Here is a 17,690-nt window from a genome sequence, read left to right as displayed (position 1 = left end):
CCTCGTCGAGCAGTGCTCAGCGCGTCGGACGGTAGGTCGCGATGATCACTCCAGTGCTGGTCGGCTGAGCGCTGACCAGCTCCAGCTTCTTCAGGGTGGCGTCGTCGGCGAACAGCTTCTTGCGGCCTTCGCCGGCCACCACGGGGTGGATCAGCAGTACCAGCTCGTCCAGCAGGTCCTGCTCGAGCAGCGAACGCACGAGCGTGGGGCTGCCCGCGACGGTGATGTCCTTGCCCTCGCTCGCCTTGAGCTCCTCGATCGCGGCCGTCAGATCGCCGTTGATGAGCGTGCTGTTGGCCCAGTCGTCCACGCTGTCCAGCGTGGAGGAGACGACGTACTTGGGCGTGTCGTTGATCCACTTGGCGAAGCCGGCGTCCTCGCCGTCGGTCACCGTCGGCCAGTACCCGGCCCACTCGGTGAAGGTCACCCGGCCCAGCAGAATCGTGTCGGCCGTCTCCAGCGTCTTTCCCAGCGCTGCGCCCATCTCCTCGTCGAAAGCGAACTGCCACTCGTTCGGCGACTGGGCGACACCGTCGAGCGAGACGAACAGACCAGAAACGACCTTGCGCATGATTCCTCCGTGATGAGTTCGGGGTCGTCTGCCCGGTCCCGGCCGGACAGTGTTCTGGCCGGGACCGGGCCGACCCCGTCGGCTACGTCAGGAAGACTATGCGGGCACTGGGGAGGAGGGCTTGTACAGAAGCGACAGCGGCTCCGCAATGTCCGGGGCGCTCAGTTGAGTGGCGGTCCGGCCGATGAACCGGGTCAAGGACCGCGCCAGGTGGGGCTGGTCGAAATAGCCCAGCCGGTGCACGACGTCCTGCACCGGCGCCCCCTCCTGTATCAGTACCGCCGCCTCGCGGGCGCGCTGGATCTGCCGGATGGCACCCTGGGTGAGGCCCGTCGCCGCGACGAAACGCCGCTGGAGGGTTCGCTCGGAGACATCGGTGGCCGCGCCGCCGAGCACTGCGGGCACGATCGGGTCGCAGTCCACGATGCCCTCGCGCACCATGCGCAGTACGAACGCCTCCGCGTTGTCGTAGTCGGGCACGTGCCAGGCGGAACCCTTCAGCCACACGGAGCGCCGAGTCACGTCGGGTATCTCCGCGCTACCGCCCACGAGTCGGCTGATCGGCACGTGAGGCATCGAGGCGCCGAGAGCGAAGCTGATACCGAAGAACGTGGCGTCCTCGGGAACGGGAGCCGGACAGGCCCTGGGCTCCGGGCCCAGCACGGCCGCCTGCACCCGGCCGTGCTGCTCCCAGAAGACAAGCTCCCAATGCGACGCCGCGATCGACGTCATCCGCCCCACGTCGATACTGTGGCTGCGCCATACCCGCTCGATGTACGGCAGCTCCGACGGCCGACTCTCGATCTCCAGAACCAACCGGATCGTCCCCCGTTCACCGCCGCCTGAGCCGCCAGTGTGTCACGTCGTGCCGACGGCCAGGCGCGTGCGAGATGCCCTGTGGGCCAGGCGCGGCAGCAGGCAATCGGCACACGCCGCTCTGGGCGCGGGCGTCAGCCAGGCCAACGCCTCCGTCGCTGCGGCCCGTGTTCAGACGCGCAGCGAGCTCGAGCTGCGGCAGCAGACCGCGCTGGTCGATGCGTCTGCTGGCTTCCTCCGTGCCGCTGACGCGCTCGCGCGCACCGTTCAGCATCTGCCCGGTGTCGAGCCCGAGGAACGCCACGCTCAGCTCGCTGCTCACGACATGGCGGTGGTGACGGCTCTCGGTCCGCTGGAGCTTCTGGCTCCGCCGGGCCTGCTGCATCATGCGAGGGCCCTGCTGGAGTACTGCCAGACGTTGGCGAAGCTTGCCCTGGACAGAGCCGTGCTCCGCTCTGCTGTACAGGCTTTGGAGTCCGGCCGGCGCCCTCTCAACCCAGAGACCTGCGAGGACGACCGTCACAGTTCAGTCCGTCGCATGGCAACTCCTGGTGGATTGGTCCGGCCGGGAGGACGAGGAGCGGTGGGGAGACCGGGACTTCCTGGAGTTCTGTCTCCAAGACAGCCAGTGCATGGCCGTGGGCGAGACATCCCGGGTTCTCGCAGTCGCCGGCCGCGTTCCGGCAGCCTGGTCGCAGATGATCGGCGGCTTTGTCCGCGACCCGCTCATGGAACAGTACGCCTCTCTACGCACACCCTTCCGAAGCCGCCCGCTCGGCACAGCCTCTGATATCCCCAGTCGAACCACACGGTTCGGTGACGCCGGCAAGCAGGACCGTCGGCGAAGCTGTCCAGTCGTCGATCTCCAGCCCTTTCCCGTCTGCCTGATCTGTCGCACCCCTAGGGCGCGGGCCGCCACTGGTAGGCGCGGGTGCCCGGGACATGGGTGCACAGCAGGGCGTAGCCCTCGGGGCTGAACCCGACCGCGAGCGCCTGGTCCGCCGTGCAGGGGGTGAACGGCGTGGGCCCTTCGGGGTCCGGCAGCCCCCGGGCGGCGTCGCTGGGCATGGCGGTCGGAGCGGCCCGGGCGGCGTCGCTGGGCGCGGAGGTCGGAGCGGCGCGGGTGGCGGGTGCGGAGGTCGGAGCCGTCTGGGTGGCGGGCGGCGTGGACGCGGCCGGTCCGGCGTCCTTCGTGCCGTCGTCCCCCGTGGTCAGCGCGAGGCCGACGGCCACGGCGAGCGCCACGGCTCCGGCCGCCGCGACGAACGCGAGCCGGCCATGCGTCCGCCGGACGGGGCCGGCCGCCGCGGTCGAGGCCGCCAGGCGGCCGGATGCCGCCAAAACGCCCGGGCCGGTCGGAACGTCGCCGGCCTGCGGCGCCTCCTCGAACTGGTCCGGTATGACGAAGGGCTCGTCCGCCCAGATCGCCGGCCAGCGCTCCGGGCCGAGCGCCGCTCTGGCCCGCGCGAGCTCGTCGCGGGCCGCTGCGGCGGACGGGCGGGCCTGCGGGCGGGCGGCGGTCATCGCGGCGACGAGGGCGGGCGGGGCACCGAGGTCGCGGAGCACCAGGCCGGCCGCGTACACGTCCTGGGCGGGCGAACTGTCCCCGCCGGCGCGGATCTCCGGCGCGAGGTAGTCGGGCGTGCCCGTCACGAAGCCGGGCGAGGTGAGCTGGACGTGCGGCAGGACCCGGGCCACGCCGAAATCGCCCAGGTACGCGTGCGGGCGGCCCTCGCCCGTCGCCGCGAGCAGCACGTTCGAGGGCTTCACGTCGCGGTGCACGAGACCGGCCGCGTGCACTGCCGCCAGCGCGTCGAGGAGCTGCTCTGCGATCGACAGGCCGGCTGAGGGCGGGAGTTCGCCGTAGTCCGCGAGGAGTCCGGCCACGGTGCCGCCCCGGACGAGCGGCAGCACCAGCCACGCCTCGCCCGCGCGGACGAACCAGTCGAGCGGGGTGAGCACGTGCGGATGCCCGATCCGGACCGACTGCTCGCAGACCAGCCTGAGCAGCGACTCGACCCCGGCGTCTCCTGACACCTTGACGGCCACTTCCTCGGCCCCCGAACCCTGCGCGGCCCGCGTGTCGACCGCTCGCCAGACCGTCCCCTGCGCCCCGCGCGCGATCGGCGCGAGGAGCCGGTACCGGTCGGCGAGCATCACCCCTGCCTCCATGCGCGGCAGCGTACTCCCGTGCGGCAGGCGGGCGTTCAGGAGGAGACGGTGACGACGATCGTGGTGCCGGTGCCGACGACCGAGACCGCGTCCGTGCCCTTGGTGGCGGTCACCGTGCCGGCGACGTCCACGACGGTGTAGCCCTTGCCCTCCAGGTCCTTGGAGTACGACTCCAGCACCTGCGCGGGGTCGTCGGCGGTGTACGTCAGGACGTAGGCGCCCTTGTCGCCGGTGACCGAGGTCAGCTTGCCGTTCGGCAACGGCAGCCCGGCCGGCAGGTCTTCTGGGGCCTTGACGTCGCCGGAGGGCGCGTCCGAGGCGGGAGCCTCGGGGGCGGAGGTGGCCGGGGGCTTGGCCGAGGGGGCCGCGTCTCCCTTGGCGTCGGACCCGCCGCCTCCGCAGGCGGTGAGCCCGAGACCTGCGACGAGCAGGGCGGCGAGGACCGAAGGGGTGTTCTTCCAGGGCATGATGACGGCCAATCAGCTAGGTGATCTCCTTCGACCGAGAGATTGACACATGAAAACTCTCTTTGACAAGTGTCAATCGATCCTTCTAGCGTGCCCTGATGGACCAGACCACGACAGCCCGCAATCTGGAACTCCAGCGTCAGTGGTACGGCGCCCCCCTCGGGGAGCTCTGCCGGGACCTGCGCACCCTGTTCGGGGTGACCCAGTCGGCTCTCGCAGAGATCATCGGGATCTCTCCGGCCATGCTCAGCCTCGTGATGCGCGGCCAACGCGCCCGAATCGCCAACCCCGACGCCGCGGCCCGGCTCTCCGCCGCACTCCACCTCGCCCACGAGGTCCGCGCCGGCACCGTGCCCCCCGACGCCGTCGCAGACCGCCTCGACGAAGTGCGCTCCAGCCGAACGCCCGGCCAAGACTCCCTGGGCGCCGCCGCGCCGACGACCCCGCCCGACGGCGCACTCCCGCCCGACGCCGAGCTCCGATTCGTCCGACGGCTACGCGATCTCCTCACCTCCACCTCCGGCGCGATCGACCTCCTGGACGCCGCCGACCTCCTCGCACCCCGCCACCCCGACCTCGCCGAGATCCTGCGCACCTGCGGCGCAGGCCGCACAGACGAAGCCGTGGCCCTGGTACGCCGCCTGACCCAGCCGTAAAGCGGGTTGCAGAACGAGATCAGCATGCGTCTTGCACCGTTTCCCTGCACGGGGGTGAGACGGTTCTCACCGCCGCCGCCCTCCTTGTGGGGCGCCGCGCGCCGGTCAGGGGACGCATGGTGGGGAGATCCACGGCTGTGGCCGCAGTTCTGTGGTCATCCTCCCTGCGACGATCGGCGGCCTCGCCTTCACCGCCCTGATGGCCCACTGGGGTGCTCGGGGCCTTCTGCTCGGCGGTGCCGACGGCTTCCCGCACGCCGAGGGCTGGGACCTGCCGACGATGACAGTCAGCGGTCCGATCACCTTGTGGGGCCCCTGCTGCCGGCCCTGACGTTCGCGTATCACCGTCGCCGGCCCTCTCACTGATCTGCTGGCAACGCTCTTCAGCCACCAGGGGGTGGTGCTCGGGGTCTGTCTGCGGGCGGCTTCCGCGCTGGTGCACCTGTCCGGGTACTGATGGTGCCGGCGGGGGCAGCCGCGCACGGTGCCGACCCAGTGCCCGGCAGGTCCGCGCGTACCTCTCCGCCGCCGAACCCCCACCCCGCGGACGTCACCCGCGCCTTCTGGGGCGGCCTGCCATGGCGGACGACTGTCCACCGCCCGACTGCTCCACGAGCACGGCACCGGCATCGTCCGGGTCGGCTGGGACGACATGACGCCGCTCGACGTCACCCGGGCCCAAGGCGCCGACGACGTCGTCCGGGGCTGCGCGAGCAGGGCGCGGCGTCGAGGAAGGACCAGCGCTCCGCCCCATGACACCCCCAGGGTTCAGTGGGGCGTGTCACAGACAATCCGGCGGCGTTGTGGGAGCTTCAACTCAGTTACCAGTCAGTTCAGTTACTGAAGAGCCGAGGTGGGGCAGGACACTTCGGAACGGTCTGCCCGCCACGTGGAGAGGATCGAGTGAGCTCTTTGGAAGCCGCAACACTGGACCAGGTCGTCGACACCGCCCGCTACCCCCTGTCGGAACTCGACAGCGCCGAGGGCCGCGCCGTGGTGTCCCGTGCCCGGCGTGAACTGTCCGCCCTCGGCTGCACCGTGCTGCCCGACTTCATCCGTCCGTCACTGCGCGACACGCTGAGCCGCGAGTGCTCGACCATGGCGTCCCGGGCGCACTTCGACACCGAAACGGTCAACGTCTATAACATCGCGGTGGACGCGGAACTGCCGGACGACCACCCGGGCCGGAAGACCTTCGAGCGCGGCAACGCTTTCGTCGCCCGGGACCGCATCCCCGACGACGCCGTCATCAGCCGCCTCTACTCCGACGAACTGTTCCGCCGCTTCATCGCACTGTGCTTCGGACTTCCGGAGCTCTACGAACTCGCGGACCCGCTCTCCGGGCTCGTCCTCAACGTCGTCGCGCCGGACAAGGAACACCCCTGGCACTTCGACACCAACGAGTACACGGTCAGCATGCTCACCCAACAGGCCGAGGTCGGCGGTGACTTCGAATACTGCCCGGGCATCCGGTCCGCGCACGACGAGGGATTCGACGACGTCCGGGACGTGCTCGAAGGCCGGGGCGGGGCGCTCGTCCGCAGCCTCCCCCTGCAACCGGGTGACCTGCAGCTGTTCAAGGGCCGCTACTCGCTGCACCGGGTCAGCCCCGTCCGGGGCGGCGTCGCACGCCACTCCGCGATCTTCGCCTACAGCGAGCGCCCCGGCGTCGTCGGCAGCGTGGCCCGTACCCGGCAGCTCTTCGGCCGCGTACTGCCCGAGCATCTGGCGGCCGAGGGCCGGGCCGTCCGGGGCGACGCGCTGCTGGACTGACCGTCCCACCGACCGGCACAGCCGCCGCCCCCCACTCTGCGATGGACGAGGAGTAAGCCCTGTGCGTTTCGACGCGACCGGGAAAGTCACGCTCGACCACATCTACACACAGCCCGATCCCCGGGCCTACTTCCGCCTGCTGCGCCCCCTCGGCTACTGCGTTCCACAGCAGGCGAAGCCCTACTTCGCGAAACTCGTGAAGGAGTACCGGGAGGCCCGGCACGTCACCGTGCCCCACATTGTGGACATCGGCTGCTCGTACGGAATCAACGCCGCACTGCTCAAGTACGACGTGACCATGGACGAGCTCTACGCCCGCTACGACGACGAGGGCCTCGACGGGAAGAGCCGCGAAGCCCTGCTCGTCCGCGACCGGAAGCTGTCCCGCTCGCACCAACCCGCCCAGCGCATCCGCTTCACCGGCCTCGACACCTCCCACCACGCACTGTCCTACGCGCACGAGGCCGGGTTCCTCGACGACGCGGTGCACGCCGACCTGGAGGCGAACGAGCCCACGCCGCGACAGCGCGCCCAGCTCGCCGGGGCGGACCTGGTGATCTCGACGGGCTGCCTCGGCTACGTCACCGAGCGGACACTCGTACGGATCGTCGAGGCGCAGGGCCCCCGACGGCCCTGGATGGCGCACTTTGTGCTGCGGATGTTCCCCTTCGACCCCGTGGAACAGGCACTGGGAGGACTGGGCTACCGCACCGTCCGCGTCGACGAGGTGTTCAAACAGCGCCGTTTCGCCTCGCTGCAGGAACAGGCGCTCGTGCTCGAGAGCATGTCGGCCGCCGGAGTGGATGCGAGAGGCCTCGAAACGGAAGGCTGGCTCTACGCACAGCTCTATCTTTCCCGCCCGCACGACACCCCAGGTATCGACGATCCGAATCGAGAGACGAATTGAAGTCCAGTCAGGATGCAGCGGTGAACGCGACCTTCGCCCGGGAGGCCGACCTGCCGCGGGTGCCGCTGCCCACCCTGGAAGCCAGCTGCGAGAACTTCCTCACCTGGTGCGCGCCGCTGCTGACGCCGGACGAGCGGGCGGCGACCGAGGCGGAGGTGACCGCCTTCCTCCGACCCGGTGGCCCCGGCCGGGTCCTGCACGCGGCGCTGGAGGAGTACGACGCCACGGAGGGTGTGCACAGCTGGCTCGACACCTTCTGGCCCTACCGTTACCTGGGCCGCCGGGACCGGATCGCTCTGAACGCCAACTTCTTCTTCCTGTTCAGGGACACGGGCCTCCCCCAGGTGGAGCGGGCGGCCGGGCTCATCGCCGGGGCCCTCCACCACAAGCGGCAGCTCGACGAAGGGCTCATCGCGCCAGTGGTGCAGCGCGGAGCCCACCAGTCGATGGTGCAGAACAAGTTCCTGTTCTCCACCACCAGAATTCCCGGCGCACAGCAGGACACCGTCCGCGCCCCGTACACCGACGCCTGGCCTGGTCCGTCCGACGCCCCTCACATCGTGGTGTTCTTCCGTGGCCGGATGTTCCGGCTCGACGTCATCGGTCCCGACGGCGTCCCGCACGCCCTGGACGAACTCGAGGCGGGGCTGCGCGCGGTGATGAAGGCGGGCGACGAGCAAGCCGGCGAGGACACCTCGGTGGGTCACCTGACCACCATGGCCCGCGCCGAATGGGCCGCCGCCCGGGCCTCTCTCGTCGCCGGCCACCCAGGTAACGCCGACGCGCTCGACACCGTCGAGACTGCACTGTTCTGCGTCTGTCTCGAAGACTTCGCACCGGAGAGCGCTCAGGACGCCTGCGACCAGTTGCTGTACGGCGACCGCGGCAACCGGTGGTTCGACAAGGCCGTGTCGTTCGTCGTCTTCGCCGACGGGCGCGCCGGCATCAACGTCGAGCACTGCGAGCTGGACGGCACCACCATCCTCAGCTTCACCGACGCCCTGCTCACCAGCTCCGCCGAGGAGTTCTCACGCCGCTCCGGGGCCCGCTCCCAGGGACAGCCCGTACTGGAGCCGGTCGTGTTCGCGCTCGACGACGCGCTGCGCACGCAGGTGCGCACCGCCGCCGACGCATTCGCCGCGTACGGGCGGAACACCGCGACCACCACCGTGTCCTTCGAGGACTTCGGAAGTAGTGCGGCCAAGGCACTGGGGGTTTCGCCGGACGCGTTCGTCCAGGTCGCCTATCAGCTGGCCCACCAGCGGGCGAAGGGCCGGCTCGGTGCGACGTACGAGTCGATCGCGACGCGGCAGTACCAGCACGGGCGGACGGAGGCGATGCGCGTCGTCACCCCCGAGATGCTCGCGTTCGTCGCCGCGATGGACGACCCGTCGACGGACACCAGCCTCCGGCACGTCGCGTTCCGTGCCGCCGCCGACGCCCATGTGGCGCGTGCGAAGGAGAGCCAGGCCGGCCAGGCGCCCGAACAGCACCTGTGGGAGCTGGAGCTGATCCAGCGCCGCCGGGGGGCGGAGCTCGGGGTGGACGAGCAGCCCTCCCTGTATCGAACGCCGGGCTGGCTGACGATGCGGGACGACTACCTGAGCACCAGCTCCGCGCCGTCGGCCAACATCCAGTTCTTCGGCTTCGGCTCCACGAGCAGCCGGTGCATCGGTGTCGCGTACGTGCTGTTGCCCGAGCGCTTCAACATCTACCTGAGCACCCCGCTCCCGGTTGCCGACCAGATGCACGCCTTCGCCAGCCACCTCCGCGAGGCGGTCGCCGAACTGCGCGAACTGCTGACGTCCGTGCGGTCTGAGGACTGACCGGCGCACGGAAAGGACCGTAGGCCGTGCCCTCCGGGGGGAAGGGCACGGCCGACACCGACATCGTCCCACTGAGCCTCCTGCCGGGCAGGGGCCAGATTCATGAAATCGGGCTCCCACATAGGCATATGCGGTCTGGATCGGCGGCGCCAGAAGCGGAACTATCGCATGCACGGGGGCGTTGATCACCAAGGCCGACAGCCAGCGCGCCGAGCACCACGCCTCACCCCTGCAGGCGAGCCTCGAACAGCTCAAGGGCCTCCCCACGACTCTGGTGATCACCGACGAGGCCGACGTCCTGCGCGACGAGGGCGAGCAGTACGCCAACAAGCTCCGTGAGGCCCGCGTCGACGTCACCTCCGTCCGCGTCCAGGCCATGGTCCACGACTTCCTTCTCCTGGACAGCCTCCGCGACACCCGCGCCGCCAACGTCGCACGCAACCTCGCCATCGAGGCGCTCAGGACAGCGCTGCACGACAACTGATCCACAGGCGCTTCCACGCGCGTGCGTCCACGAGGCCGGGCTCGCCGGTGCCATGACCGCGCCGACGGGCACCGGCGCCCTCGAGCGGCTCGCACTCCTGCCGAATCCCGGCTAACCCCCGAACTCACTCGTCCCAACGAGAGAACGGCCCAGCCCGGAGCAGTGGAACCGGCGTCCACCCGAGGCGACGGCCGGGCCTTCGGCCGGCTCCGCCCCGGCCATCCAGAACGTAATGGGCCGCCGACTCCGTCGGCGGCCCATTACGAACGGCGGAGGCTGACAGCCAGTAATTGTCAGGCTGCTGTGGGCGGACGATGTGGCATGGCATGCTCGGTGCATGGCCCGCACGACCTTCCACTGTGACATCGAGACGGACAGTCACGAGGCGATGCTCGCGATTCTGCGTGACTGGCTCGTTCGACCGAGTCTGGCGATGGCCGTGGGGCGGACCGGATACGAAACGACCCACCGCGACGACACCATCGCGGTGTACTGCTACGAGGCAGGCGCGCCCGGCTCCGGTGATTCCTTCTATCTGCTCGAGGGAGTCGTGGAAGCGGAACCGGTCAGGGCGGCGGAGCGGCTGGCGGCGCTCGCCGGTGCTGCCAGAACCGCCGGGCTGGGCTGTTCCATCGAGTACGCCGAGGCCGACGCCGACGGTGCGGCGATCGGCGCGGAGTCGAGTATCGCGTGAGGGGAGCGCAGGGCGAATGGCTGAGGTCGCTGGGGCCCGAGCGGAACTGCGCCGGTTCGGTGAATCCCTGCTCGCGCAGGTTCGGGCTGTTGCCGAGCATGTCACCCCGGCGGTAGCGATCCCCGATTCCGCGCTGCCGGACTTGCCGGAGGTCGCCGAATGGACCGACCCTCTGCGCTATCGATTCAGCCTGCGCGAGCAGACCAGTCTGCCCGCAGGGGTGTGCGCCGACGAGGCTGTGCGCCGCGCTTTCGAGACCTTAGCTGCTGGAGGGTTCGACATCACGGAGGAGCGTGGTACCGCTATCTTCGGCGCGCGGATCGTGGTGACTGGGAGCCGTGACGGGTTCTGGATCAAGGTGCGGGTCTGGCCGGATACCGGCGATGTCGTGTACGCGGGCGTCACGCCGATGCTGGCCCTGCTGGAACCGCAGGCTCCTTTGCACCCCGACCCCGTTCGCACGAGAGAGATGGTCGAGCGGGGGAACGTACTCTGTTACGAGTGCGATGGCCTCGGCTGGTGTCCGGGCTGCGGTGGTCTCGGCTGGGTGCTCGATGACGCCGGGCTGCGGCGAAGGTGCCCGGAGTGCCGGGAACAGCGGGTCTGCCCAATCTGCCGCGGCAGCGGTCAGCTACCGACCGAGGGGTTACGCCGGACTGAACGGGCGTTCTACCCCGAGCTTGCCGACCCGCCGGTACGTCAGGACGAGTCATGACAACGGCGTTGTGGCTTTCAGCAGGGCAAGCGACAGTGTGTCACGGGAGACGTCGATGGGGCCGACATGTCCAGGTGGTGGCGAATCTCCTCGTGCAGTCGGCCCCACACGCCGGCCCTTGGCCGGATCAGGAACCGGCGATGCGCGCTCGACGTCGAGACCTCGAAGCATGGCGGCAGGGCCCGCCAGGCGCAGCCGGAGCCAGTACGTAGATGATCGCGGCGAGCAACGCCTAATCAGGCAGGTCCTGCGTTCCACCACGCTGCGGCTGGACCCTCGACGGCGGGGTCAGTTCTGTGGATCAAGTCGAAGCCTTCTACCTCAAAGTCTGGGTGCCGGCGGCCCAGTTGCGCTGGATGGCCAGGCGTTTACCGACCGCGTCGCTCCTCTTCCGGCCGGGGCGTTGCGGCGGCAGCCCTGCGGCGCCACGCCCGCGCCTGGCGGGCATGGCCCTGTGTCTCCGAGAGCTCTGCCAGCTGGGTCATGGCCCCCACGTGCCCAGCCTCGGCGGCCTTCTCGTACCAACCCTGCGCCGCGTACAGATCACCCTTCAGTTCGTTGGAACGCCCGAGGGCCAAGAACGCGTTGACGTCACCCTTCCGGGCACGCTCGGTCAGCCAGCTCTCGAGCTCGGCAAGCATCTCGGAACTGTTGAGCAGAGCTGCCAGCCGGCGACCGCCCTCGTCGTCGCCGGCGGCGACCGACTTGCGGTACCAGGACTTCGCCGCCTCCCGGTCCCCCTGCTCCAGTGACAGGGCGCCGAGGGCGTTCATCGCGGCGGTGGAACCGCCCGCAGCCGCTCGGCGGGCCCACAGGTCGGCCTGGCCGACCTCACCCTGCTCGTACAACAGCTGCCCGAGGGCGTACGCGGCGTCGGCGAGACCCTCCTCGGCTGCGCGACGGAACCAGCCCTCGGCCTCTTCGGTGGCGCCCCGCTCCTGACAGAGGGAGCCGAGAACGGCCATCGCGTGCGGATTCCCTGCCGCTGCCGAACGCCGATACCAGTGGACGGCCTCGGTGTCCTCCCCCCGCAACCGCAGGAGGTACCCGAGGATCTCCATCGCGCGCGCATGCCCCGCGCCGGCGGCCTCCCGCAGCAGCGGCTCGGCCTCCGCGTGACGTCCCCACTCGTGGAGCAGCACGCCGAGAGTGACGGTGGCATCAGGATGCCCCATCGTGGCCGCACGGCGCAGCCACCGTTCGCCGCCGTCCCGGTCGTCGTGCGTACTGAGATGCAAGCCGTACCGGAACACCGCGACGACATCCCCGGCCTCTGCCGCCTGGCGAAGGCGCCCGACCCCGTCACCACGCCCCGCTTCCCCCGAACTCCCCCGCACGGGTATCCCCCTTTCATTCGACTTGCACTGGGCTGTTTCCCAACGGTTCACGGCGATGGCACGGACATGCCCTCCCCTGATGGTGACCTGACCACAGGACGGTGTCCGGCAGAGAAGCATCTGCCGAATGCAATCAATCCGAGGGGGGAAGATGGGGTCGAGAACGGCCATCGTGATGCTTCTCGTAGGGCTGGGCTGTGCACTGCTCATCAGCGGTGCGATAGCCGTCCGCGCGTCGAAACGGCGACGGAAGGCCTGGCACCCCAGACGGTACGGACGGATGAAGCGCCTCGCTCTGCCCTACCCTCCCGAACCGCCCGCGCTCCCGGAGCATCGTGAGCCTTCCGAACCCTCCGCGTCGGTGAAGCCCGCCAAGTTCACGATGGAATGGGTTCCGGGCGTTGATCTTTGGTCGTTCGTCAACCCACGCATAGGACTGGACTGGCCGTGCGCCATCTGCGGCCACGAACGCCACTCGAACCCTAGGCGACCATGCGCTGAGTTGAGCTGCCGATGCGGCTACCTACGGGACGACCTGCCGCCCTGGGAGAGACAGCCCGACTGGACCGGCTGAGGGATCGCCTGCCGGCAGCAGCCACCTGCTGCGCTGGATCGTGGCGACTCAGTGAAATCGTTCGGCGATCGCTGCCGCGATCTGATCTGGTGCATCTTCCTGGATGAAGTGCTTCGCCTGGCGGAGTTCGACGATGTCGAGGTCGGTGAATGAGGAGCGAATCCTCGGGATGCATGCTTTCGGCCGGAACACCATGTCCCGCATGCCCCATACCGCCAGAGCCGGTTTGTCACCGAGGCGGGCAGGTACGTCTTGGGCGAGTTTCTCCAGCAGCGGGCGTGCGGCGCGGATCTCCCTGGGCGTGACCGTGAGTGCACGTCGGGCTTCCTTCGTGGGTTGCACCATGCGGTAGTGGTCGGCCTCGACTGCGGTCAGGGTGGGGCCGGTCCTGCCGAGCAGGAACTGTTCCACGAGGAGGTTCTGTTCGAGGATGCGCCGTTGCATGGGACGGCTGCTCATGATGACGCTGAACGCCCGATTCGCCAGCGGCTCGATCGGCCAGAACGCGGTGTTGCCCAGCACGATCCCCTTGACGCGATCCGCGCGCGTGGTCGCCGCGCCGAGCCCGATGGGGCCGCCCCAGTCCTGCCCCATCAGGACGAAGTCATCGAGCTGTAGATGGTCGATCAGCTGACCGACGACCGCCGTGTGCTCCGAAATCGTGTAGCCGAAGCCGACCGGGCGCTCGGACAAGCCGAAGCCCAGGTAGTCGACAGCGATGCAGCGGTACCGGTCGCGCAGGCTCTTCACAATGTGCCGGTAGAGGAAACTCCAGGTGGGAGAGCCATGACAGAACACAATCGGCGGCCCCGTCCCCTCGTCGATGTAGTGAACCCGACCGGCGGACGAGTCGAACCATCGTGACTCGAAGGGATACAGGCTCGGGTCGGGAACGAAATCGATCATCGCGCTCTCCTCCTGGTCCGCACGGTGTCCTGCCGGCCCGGACCTTCATCGCCACTACAGGTGTAGAGCATCCGCGATCGAGACTCTACACCTGTAGCATCGAGTCGTGTCTTCGAATGTGGCGAGTGGCAGTGAGCGGCGGAAGGCGATCGCGGACAGCGGGATTCGCATCATCGCCCGCGACGGTGTTCGCGCCCTGACACATCGAGCCGTCGACCGCGAGGCCTCGATCCCGCAGGGATCGACCTCCTACCACGCCAAGACGCGGCTCGCGCTTGTGGAACTCATCGTCGACGCGCTCGCCGCCCGTTCGAAAGCCGACGCCGTAGCACTTGCCGGCTCCCTCGCCACGACGTACGAACGCGAACGCCCGCTTGGCGTCGAGGAACTTGCCGCGCTGGTCTCAGGACTCGTCGAGACCCTCGCGTCACGTCGCGACGACATGAGAGCCCGATACGCTCTCATCCTTGAACTCGATGACTCGCCACACCTTCGAGCAAGGTTGACGGCAGCGTCCGAGGTCCACACCCTCGCCCGACAGATCACGGCGCCCGCCCTCGCCGGAGCAGGACTTCCCAGCTCGGACATACACGTCGAGGAACTGATTGCCCTCACGGACTCGCTGGTGTTCTACCGGACCGCCATCAACCAGACCGTCTCGGTGCAGCCCATTCTTGCCGCCTACTTGCGCGGCACAGCCGTGACCTAAGAGATGCCTCTCTGAATCGTCGGACCGCTGGTCCGACGATGAAGGACGGGAGGGCTCCTGACGCCGTGTGGGAGGCGGCTGAGCCGCTGCCGGGCATTTCCGACCGGAATCTGGTCACTGCCCTGCAGGCCGTAGCGACCGCGGAGGACGGCGACAGGCTGCTCAACGCGGCGCGTGTGGACTGGGATGAGTTGGCTGCTGCGCATGCGCGGGAGCCGTTCCGTTCCGCGCCGTCACGTGCCTTGATCGCCCGCCGGCGTCGCGAGCACCGCGCGTCCCGGCCTCACGATCGCGCTGCCCCAGCTCGTCGACCACTACCTGCAGGAGCGGGACCGCATCGCAGAGCTGGTCCCCCTGGCCGACCTCGCCCGGCAGACCGCCGAACGCGTCGCCGACCGCCGTGGTCGAGCCGATGCCTGGGCAGCGCTCGGCAGAGCGCTGTTCATGCTGCGCCGCTACGAGGAGCGCATCCCCGTCAACGAACAGGCGCTCATCCTTCTCGGTGACCTCGGCGATCACAGCGAGGCGGCCCGTACCAGCCGCGACCTGGGCCGTGCCCTGCTGTTGCTGCGCCGCGTCCCGGCGGCCGCCACCGTCCTCGAACGCTCCCGCGCCTTGTGCCGGAAGGCCAGTCTCCCTCTCCTCGAAGGAAACGTCTGCCTCTCCCTCGGCCACGCCCTGCACGACCTGGGCCACACGACCGAAGCCGCCACCGCCTACCGCGACGCCATCACACTCCTCCACGACAATGGGCAGGAGCGCGCACTCAACGCGGCAAAGTGCGAGTTGAACCGGCTCACTGCACATCCGGCGGGAAGCGGCTCGCCCTCCCCCGCCACCGAACAGCCTTCGCCCCACAACGCATCAACGACGGGACGACTTTGAGCCCGACACGCATCGACAGACGTGTCGGCCGGGCCGACATCAGCAACGACGCCGATCTGCGACTCGAGTACCGTGGTGCGCCGTACAGCGGCGAGGTGGTCGAGACTGCGGGAGACCAACTACTCTCACTCACTTCCTACGTCGACGGAGTTCCGCACGGTGCCGATCTCGAATGGTGGGCCGACGGCGGGCAGAAGTCCGCAGGGCAGGCGACCCATGGCCGGCCGGTAGGTCTATGGCACCACTGGCACCATAAAGGCGCCCTCGCCGTCGAGAAGCACTTCGACGGCACCGGAGAGCTGGAGAGCGTCCGGGCCCGCCGCCCTGAGGGGACCTCCGGTGCAAGACCCCTGCCTCTCAGCGCGCGATGGTGGCACTGGTGTTCCTGCGCGAACACGTCACCCTGCCGCAGATCGCCGCCGGGTTCGGGATCAGCGAGTCCACCGCCCACGCCTACACCAACGCAGTCATCCGGCTGCTCACCGAGTGCGACCGCGCTGAAGAAGCTCAGTGACCCCCTTACGCCCCCTGCTTCCAGGGCCTCCGCGCTGCAGGAGCCCCATTGCTCCAACAAGATTTCATCAGAAAATCAGCGCACTGCGACAGAGTCCGTCAGGCCCGTGACAGCCGTGCCGTCAGGAGCTACACCTTCATCGGCACGCACGAGCAGCGACAGATCCGGCGCCGGCGGCCGCGTCGAGCCGGCGAAGAGATGAGGGCTTGGGGCGTGGACGAACACAACCAAGAGCAGTGACCGCATGCGCGGGAGCAGAATGAATAACCGTGAGCCAGGTGCCCGCGGTGATACGCCGGTAGATCCTCTGCCGTCCCCGTGTGCGACGCGGGGTGACCTGGCCCTGGCTGGTGTTCCCGTTCGTCGCTGTGTTCAGCCTCGCCTACCGCGCTGCCGGCCGCATGCTCAGGGCCGAACATGAGGGTGGCGGGTCTGCTGTGCGCAGGCGCGCTTCCACTGCTATGGGTCGGCAATGGCGTACTCCCAGCTGACCCTTCACCGGATTCCTAAGCGGCCGGTGGGTGCTGCATGGTGGCTCGTTCCTCAGCCTGGGTTCGCCACACTGGAACCTGACGCTTGCCCGAGGCGGTACCGGCAAGTCCTGAGTGCCGGCCGCCCGATCCTTCCAACCGTCGATACAAGGGGGAACCTTGAAATTCCGCACCGCATGTCGCGCCGTCCTCGCCGCTGCCTTCGCGCTCGTGCTCACCGGGTGCTCCGACGCTCAGGAGCTGTCCTACGGCAGCAGCGCGAAAAAGGACAACCTGGAGGTCACCGTGCTGCGGGTGACCTCCGGGACTTCCGGCGACCTGTCCGTCCTCAAGGATGCGGCTCAATACCAGGGCCGTACGCCGTACTACCTGCACTACAGGGTGACCAAGACCGGGGACGGCGACGTGAGCGGTCCGTCCTTCGACGTCACGGCGGGCGGCGACCTGCTGACACGGCTGAGCATCATGAACGCCTTCCCGGAGCCGGTGGTGGGCGCGGACGGCAAGCTCAGCTACAAGGACGCGCCGAAGTTCGACAAGTGCCTGGATGAGCACGACTACGGCAAGTTCAAGAAGGCTCCGGCAGGCGAGAGCTACGAAGCCTGCGCCGTGTACCTCTCCGCGGCCGGCTCCACCACGGCCCCCGAGAAGGTCGAGTGGGTCAAGGGCGGCCTGCTGCGGCGCAGCGACGACGAGGCCTTCGCCCTCTGGAAGTGAGCCCGCCCGCCGAGCCGGCGCCCTCGGTGGAAGGTCGCTTTCTCCCGTCGTTGCATCCGGTGATGTGGAGTTGGTCTCGCAAAGTTGGATCGTGCCAGGAGTTCGTGTTCTCTGCGGTGAGGCGGCGGGCCTTGAGGTCGGTCATGGCGATGTGGATCACGGCTTCGGAGCGCGTCGGGATGGTGTCGTGGTCGCGGGCGAGGCAGCGGTGGGGAATGAGCCAGCCGTAGGTCCGCACCGCCGCCCCACCGCTACGGGATTGGTGTGAATCCTCTGGTCACGGGCCTGCGAGTGGTGTTTTCCCTATCGATGCCGAGGGTGGCGGCGTGCTCGACGAGGTGCTGGCGGTAGCCGCCATCGACCCAGACTAGACGGACCCCGCGGGTGGTCGGCGGCGACCTGGTCGATGGCCTGGGTGCCGACGGCGGAATCCTTTACACCAGCGCGATCACCCAACTGCTCACCGAAAGAGCGCC

General features: G+C 69.0%; 17 protein-coding genes and 4 pseudogenes. 12 read left to right on the top strand and 9 right to left on the bottom strand.

What is annotated here, in order from left to right:
• Nucleotides 1–16: 16 nt before the first annotated feature.
• The 5 genes from ACGFMM_RS25175 to ACGFMM_RS25155 form a co-directional block, all read right to left on the bottom strand.
• Nucleotides 17–571 carry a dihydrofolate reductase family protein gene (locus ACGFMM_RS25175; RefSeq protein WP_393648683.1) on the bottom strand — a complete coding sequence of 185 codons (555 nt, stop codon included), beginning with the start codon at nt 569–571 and terminating at the stop codon, nt 17–19.
• A 96-nt stretch (nt 572–667) separates the two neighbouring features.
• A complete protein-coding gene (locus ACGFMM_RS25170) occupies nt 668–1,387 on the bottom strand; it encodes a helix-turn-helix domain-containing protein (protein ID WP_393648682.1) in 720 nt (239 codons plus the stop codon).
• A gap of 16 nt (nt 1,388–1,403) precedes the next feature.
• A complete protein-coding gene (locus ACGFMM_RS25165) occupies nt 1,404–1,775 on the bottom strand; it encodes a hypothetical protein (RefSeq protein ID WP_393648681.1) in 372 nt (123 codons plus the stop codon).
• A 512-nt stretch (nt 1,776–2,287) separates the two neighbouring features.
• Nucleotides 2,288–3,559, bottom strand: a complete 1,272-nt coding sequence (locus ACGFMM_RS25160) for a protein kinase (protein WP_393648680.1) — start codon at nt 3,557–3,559, stop codon at nt 2,288–2,290.
• Nucleotides 3,560–3,594: 35 nt separating this feature from the next.
• A complete protein-coding gene (locus ACGFMM_RS25155; protein WP_393648679.1) occupies nt 3,595–4,038 on the bottom strand; it encodes a hypothetical protein in 444 nt (147 codons plus the stop codon).
• 86 nt (nt 4,039–4,124) lie between these two features.
• Here ACGFMM_RS25155 and ACGFMM_RS25150 point away from each other — a divergent pair, with 86 nt between their 5' ends.
• The 8 genes and pseudogenes from ACGFMM_RS25150 to ACGFMM_RS25115 all read left to right on the top strand — a co-directional run bounded on the left by ACGFMM_RS25150 (nt 4,125) and on the right by ACGFMM_RS25115 (nt 11,081).
• Nucleotides 4,125–4,682, top strand: a complete 558-nt coding sequence (locus ACGFMM_RS25150; RefSeq protein ID WP_393648678.1) for a helix-turn-helix domain-containing protein — start codon at nt 4,125–4,127, stop codon at nt 4,680–4,682.
• Nucleotides 4,683–4,833: 151 nt separating this feature from the next.
• Nucleotides 4,834–5,013 (top strand): hypothetical protein, encoded by a 180-nt coding sequence (locus tag ACGFMM_RS25145; protein WP_393648677.1) that lies wholly within the window; start codon nt 4,834–4,836, stop codon nt 5,011–5,013.
• Nucleotides 5,014–5,585: 572 nt separating this feature from the next.
• Nucleotides 5,586–6,455 carry an arpA protein gene (locus ACGFMM_RS25140; protein ID WP_393648676.1) on the top strand — a complete coding sequence of 290 codons (870 nt, stop codon included), beginning with the start codon at nt 5,586–5,588 and terminating at the stop codon, nt 6,453–6,455.
• 61 nt (nt 6,456–6,516) lie between these two features.
• Nucleotides 6,517–7,362 carry a class I SAM-dependent methyltransferase gene (locus tag ACGFMM_RS25135; RefSeq protein WP_393648675.1) on the top strand — a complete coding sequence of 282 codons (846 nt, stop codon included), beginning with the start codon at nt 6,517–6,519 and terminating at the stop codon, nt 7,360–7,362.
• 20 nt (nt 7,363–7,382) lie between these two features.
• Nucleotides 7,383–9,188 (top strand): choline/carnitine O-acyltransferase, encoded by a 1,806-nt coding sequence (locus tag ACGFMM_RS25130; protein ID WP_393648674.1) that lies wholly within the window; start codon nt 7,383–7,385, stop codon nt 9,186–9,188.
• A gap of 187 nt (nt 9,189–9,375) precedes the next feature.
• Nucleotides 9,376–9,672, top strand: a pseudogene (locus ACGFMM_RS25125) (alpha/beta hydrolase fold domain-containing protein); the annotation flags it as partial.
• 337 nt (nt 9,673–10,009) lie between these two features.
• The gene (locus ACGFMM_RS25120; protein ID WP_393648673.1) at nt 10,010–10,366 is read left to right on the top strand and encodes a hypothetical protein; all 357 of its coding nucleotides are present in this window, start codon (nt 10,010–10,012) and stop codon (nt 10,364–10,366) included.
• 16 nt (nt 10,367–10,382) lie between these two features.
• Nucleotides 10,383–11,081 carry a hypothetical protein gene (locus ACGFMM_RS25115; RefSeq protein ID WP_393648672.1) on the top strand — a complete coding sequence of 233 codons (699 nt, stop codon included), beginning with the start codon at nt 10,383–10,385 and terminating at the stop codon, nt 11,079–11,081.
• Between the two features lie 12 nt (nt 11,082–11,093).
• Here ACGFMM_RS25115 and ACGFMM_RS25110 read toward each other — a convergent pair.
• From ACGFMM_RS25110 to ACGFMM_RS25100, 3 genes and pseudogenes are all read right to left on the bottom strand, one after another.
• Nucleotides 11,094–11,373: pseudogene (locus ACGFMM_RS25110) on the bottom strand (transposase); the annotation flags it as partial.
• A gap of 76 nt (nt 11,374–11,449) precedes the next feature.
• Nucleotides 11,450–12,319 carry a tetratricopeptide repeat protein gene (locus tag ACGFMM_RS25105; protein WP_393648671.1) on the bottom strand — a complete coding sequence of 290 codons (870 nt, stop codon included), beginning with the start codon at nt 12,317–12,319 and terminating at the stop codon, nt 11,450–11,452.
• 721 nt (nt 12,320–13,040) lie between these two features.
• Nucleotides 13,041–13,898 carry a haloalkane dehalogenase gene (locus ACGFMM_RS25100; protein ID WP_393648670.1) on the bottom strand — a complete coding sequence of 286 codons (858 nt, stop codon included), beginning with the start codon at nt 13,896–13,898 and terminating at the stop codon, nt 13,041–13,043.
• A 106-nt stretch (nt 13,899–14,004) separates the two neighbouring features.
• Between ACGFMM_RS25100 and ACGFMM_RS25095 the strand changes: the two genes are divergently transcribed.
• From ACGFMM_RS25095 to ACGFMM_RS25080, 4 genes and pseudogenes are all read left to right on the top strand, one after another.
• Nucleotides 14,005–14,607 (top strand): TetR/AcrR family transcriptional regulator, encoded by a 603-nt coding sequence (locus ACGFMM_RS25095; protein ID WP_393648669.1) that lies wholly within the window; start codon nt 14,005–14,007, stop codon nt 14,605–14,607.
• Between the two features lie 444 nt (nt 14,608–15,051).
• Complete coding sequence (locus tag ACGFMM_RS25090; RefSeq protein WP_393648668.1) at nt 15,052–15,492, top strand: hypothetical protein; 441 nt, start codon at nt 15,052–15,054, stop codon at nt 15,490–15,492.
• A gap of 328 nt (nt 15,493–15,820) precedes the next feature.
• Nucleotides 15,821–15,979, top strand: a pseudogene (locus tag ACGFMM_RS25085) (transposase family protein); the annotation flags it as partial.
• A 677-nt stretch (nt 15,980–16,656) separates the two neighbouring features.
• Nucleotides 16,657–17,214 (top strand): hypothetical protein, encoded by a 558-nt coding sequence (locus ACGFMM_RS25080; protein ID WP_393648667.1) that lies wholly within the window; start codon nt 16,657–16,659, stop codon nt 17,212–17,214.
• A gap of 55 nt (nt 17,215–17,269) precedes the next feature.
• On the opposite strand, the pseudogene ACGFMM_RS25075 reads toward ACGFMM_RS25080, so the two are convergent.
• Nucleotides 17,270–17,658: pseudogene (locus ACGFMM_RS25075) on the bottom strand (IS5/IS1182 family transposase); the annotation flags it as partial.
• Between the last annotated feature and the right edge of the window lie 32 nt (nt 17,659–17,690).

Origin of the sequence: Streptomyces sp. NPDC048604 (genome assembly GCF_043199435.1) — a bacterium.
Lineage (GTDB): Bacteria > Actinomycetota > Actinomycetes > Streptomycetales > Streptomycetaceae > Streptomyces.
The sequence above is the reverse complement of the archived record's forward strand: the minus strand, read 5'-3'. Positions and strand labels throughout refer to the sequence as shown.

Coding starts and splice junctions, on each gene's coding strand:
- ACGFMM_RS25175 (WP_393648683.1), bottom strand. CDS start 571: ATGCGCAAGGTCGTTTCTGGTCTGTTCGTCTCGCTCGACGGTGTCGCC.
- ACGFMM_RS25165 (WP_393648681.1), bottom strand. CDS start 1,775: ATGATGCAGCAGGCCCGGCGGAGCCAGAAGCTCCAGCGGACCGAGAGC.
- ACGFMM_RS25160 (WP_393648680.1), bottom strand. CDS start 3,559: ATGGAGGCAGGGGTGATGCTCGCCGACCGGTACCGGCTCCTCGCGCCG.
- ACGFMM_RS25150 (WP_393648678.1), top strand. CDS start 4,125: ATGGACCAGACCACGACAGCCCGCAATCTGGAACTCCAGCGTCAGTGG.
- ACGFMM_RS25120 (WP_393648673.1), top strand. CDS start 10,010: ATGGCCCGCACGACCTTCCACTGTGACATCGAGACGGACAGTCACGAG.
- ACGFMM_RS25115 (WP_393648672.1), top strand. CDS start 10,383: ATGGCTGAGGTCGCTGGGGCCCGAGCGGAACTGCGCCGGTTCGGTGAA.
- ACGFMM_RS25100 (WP_393648670.1), bottom strand. CDS start 13,898: ATGATCGATTTCGTTCCCGACCCGAGCCTGTATCCCTTCGAGTCACGA.
- ACGFMM_RS25090 (WP_393648668.1), top strand. CDS start 15,052: ATGCTGCGCCGCTACGAGGAGCGCATCCCCGTCAACGAACAGGCGCTC.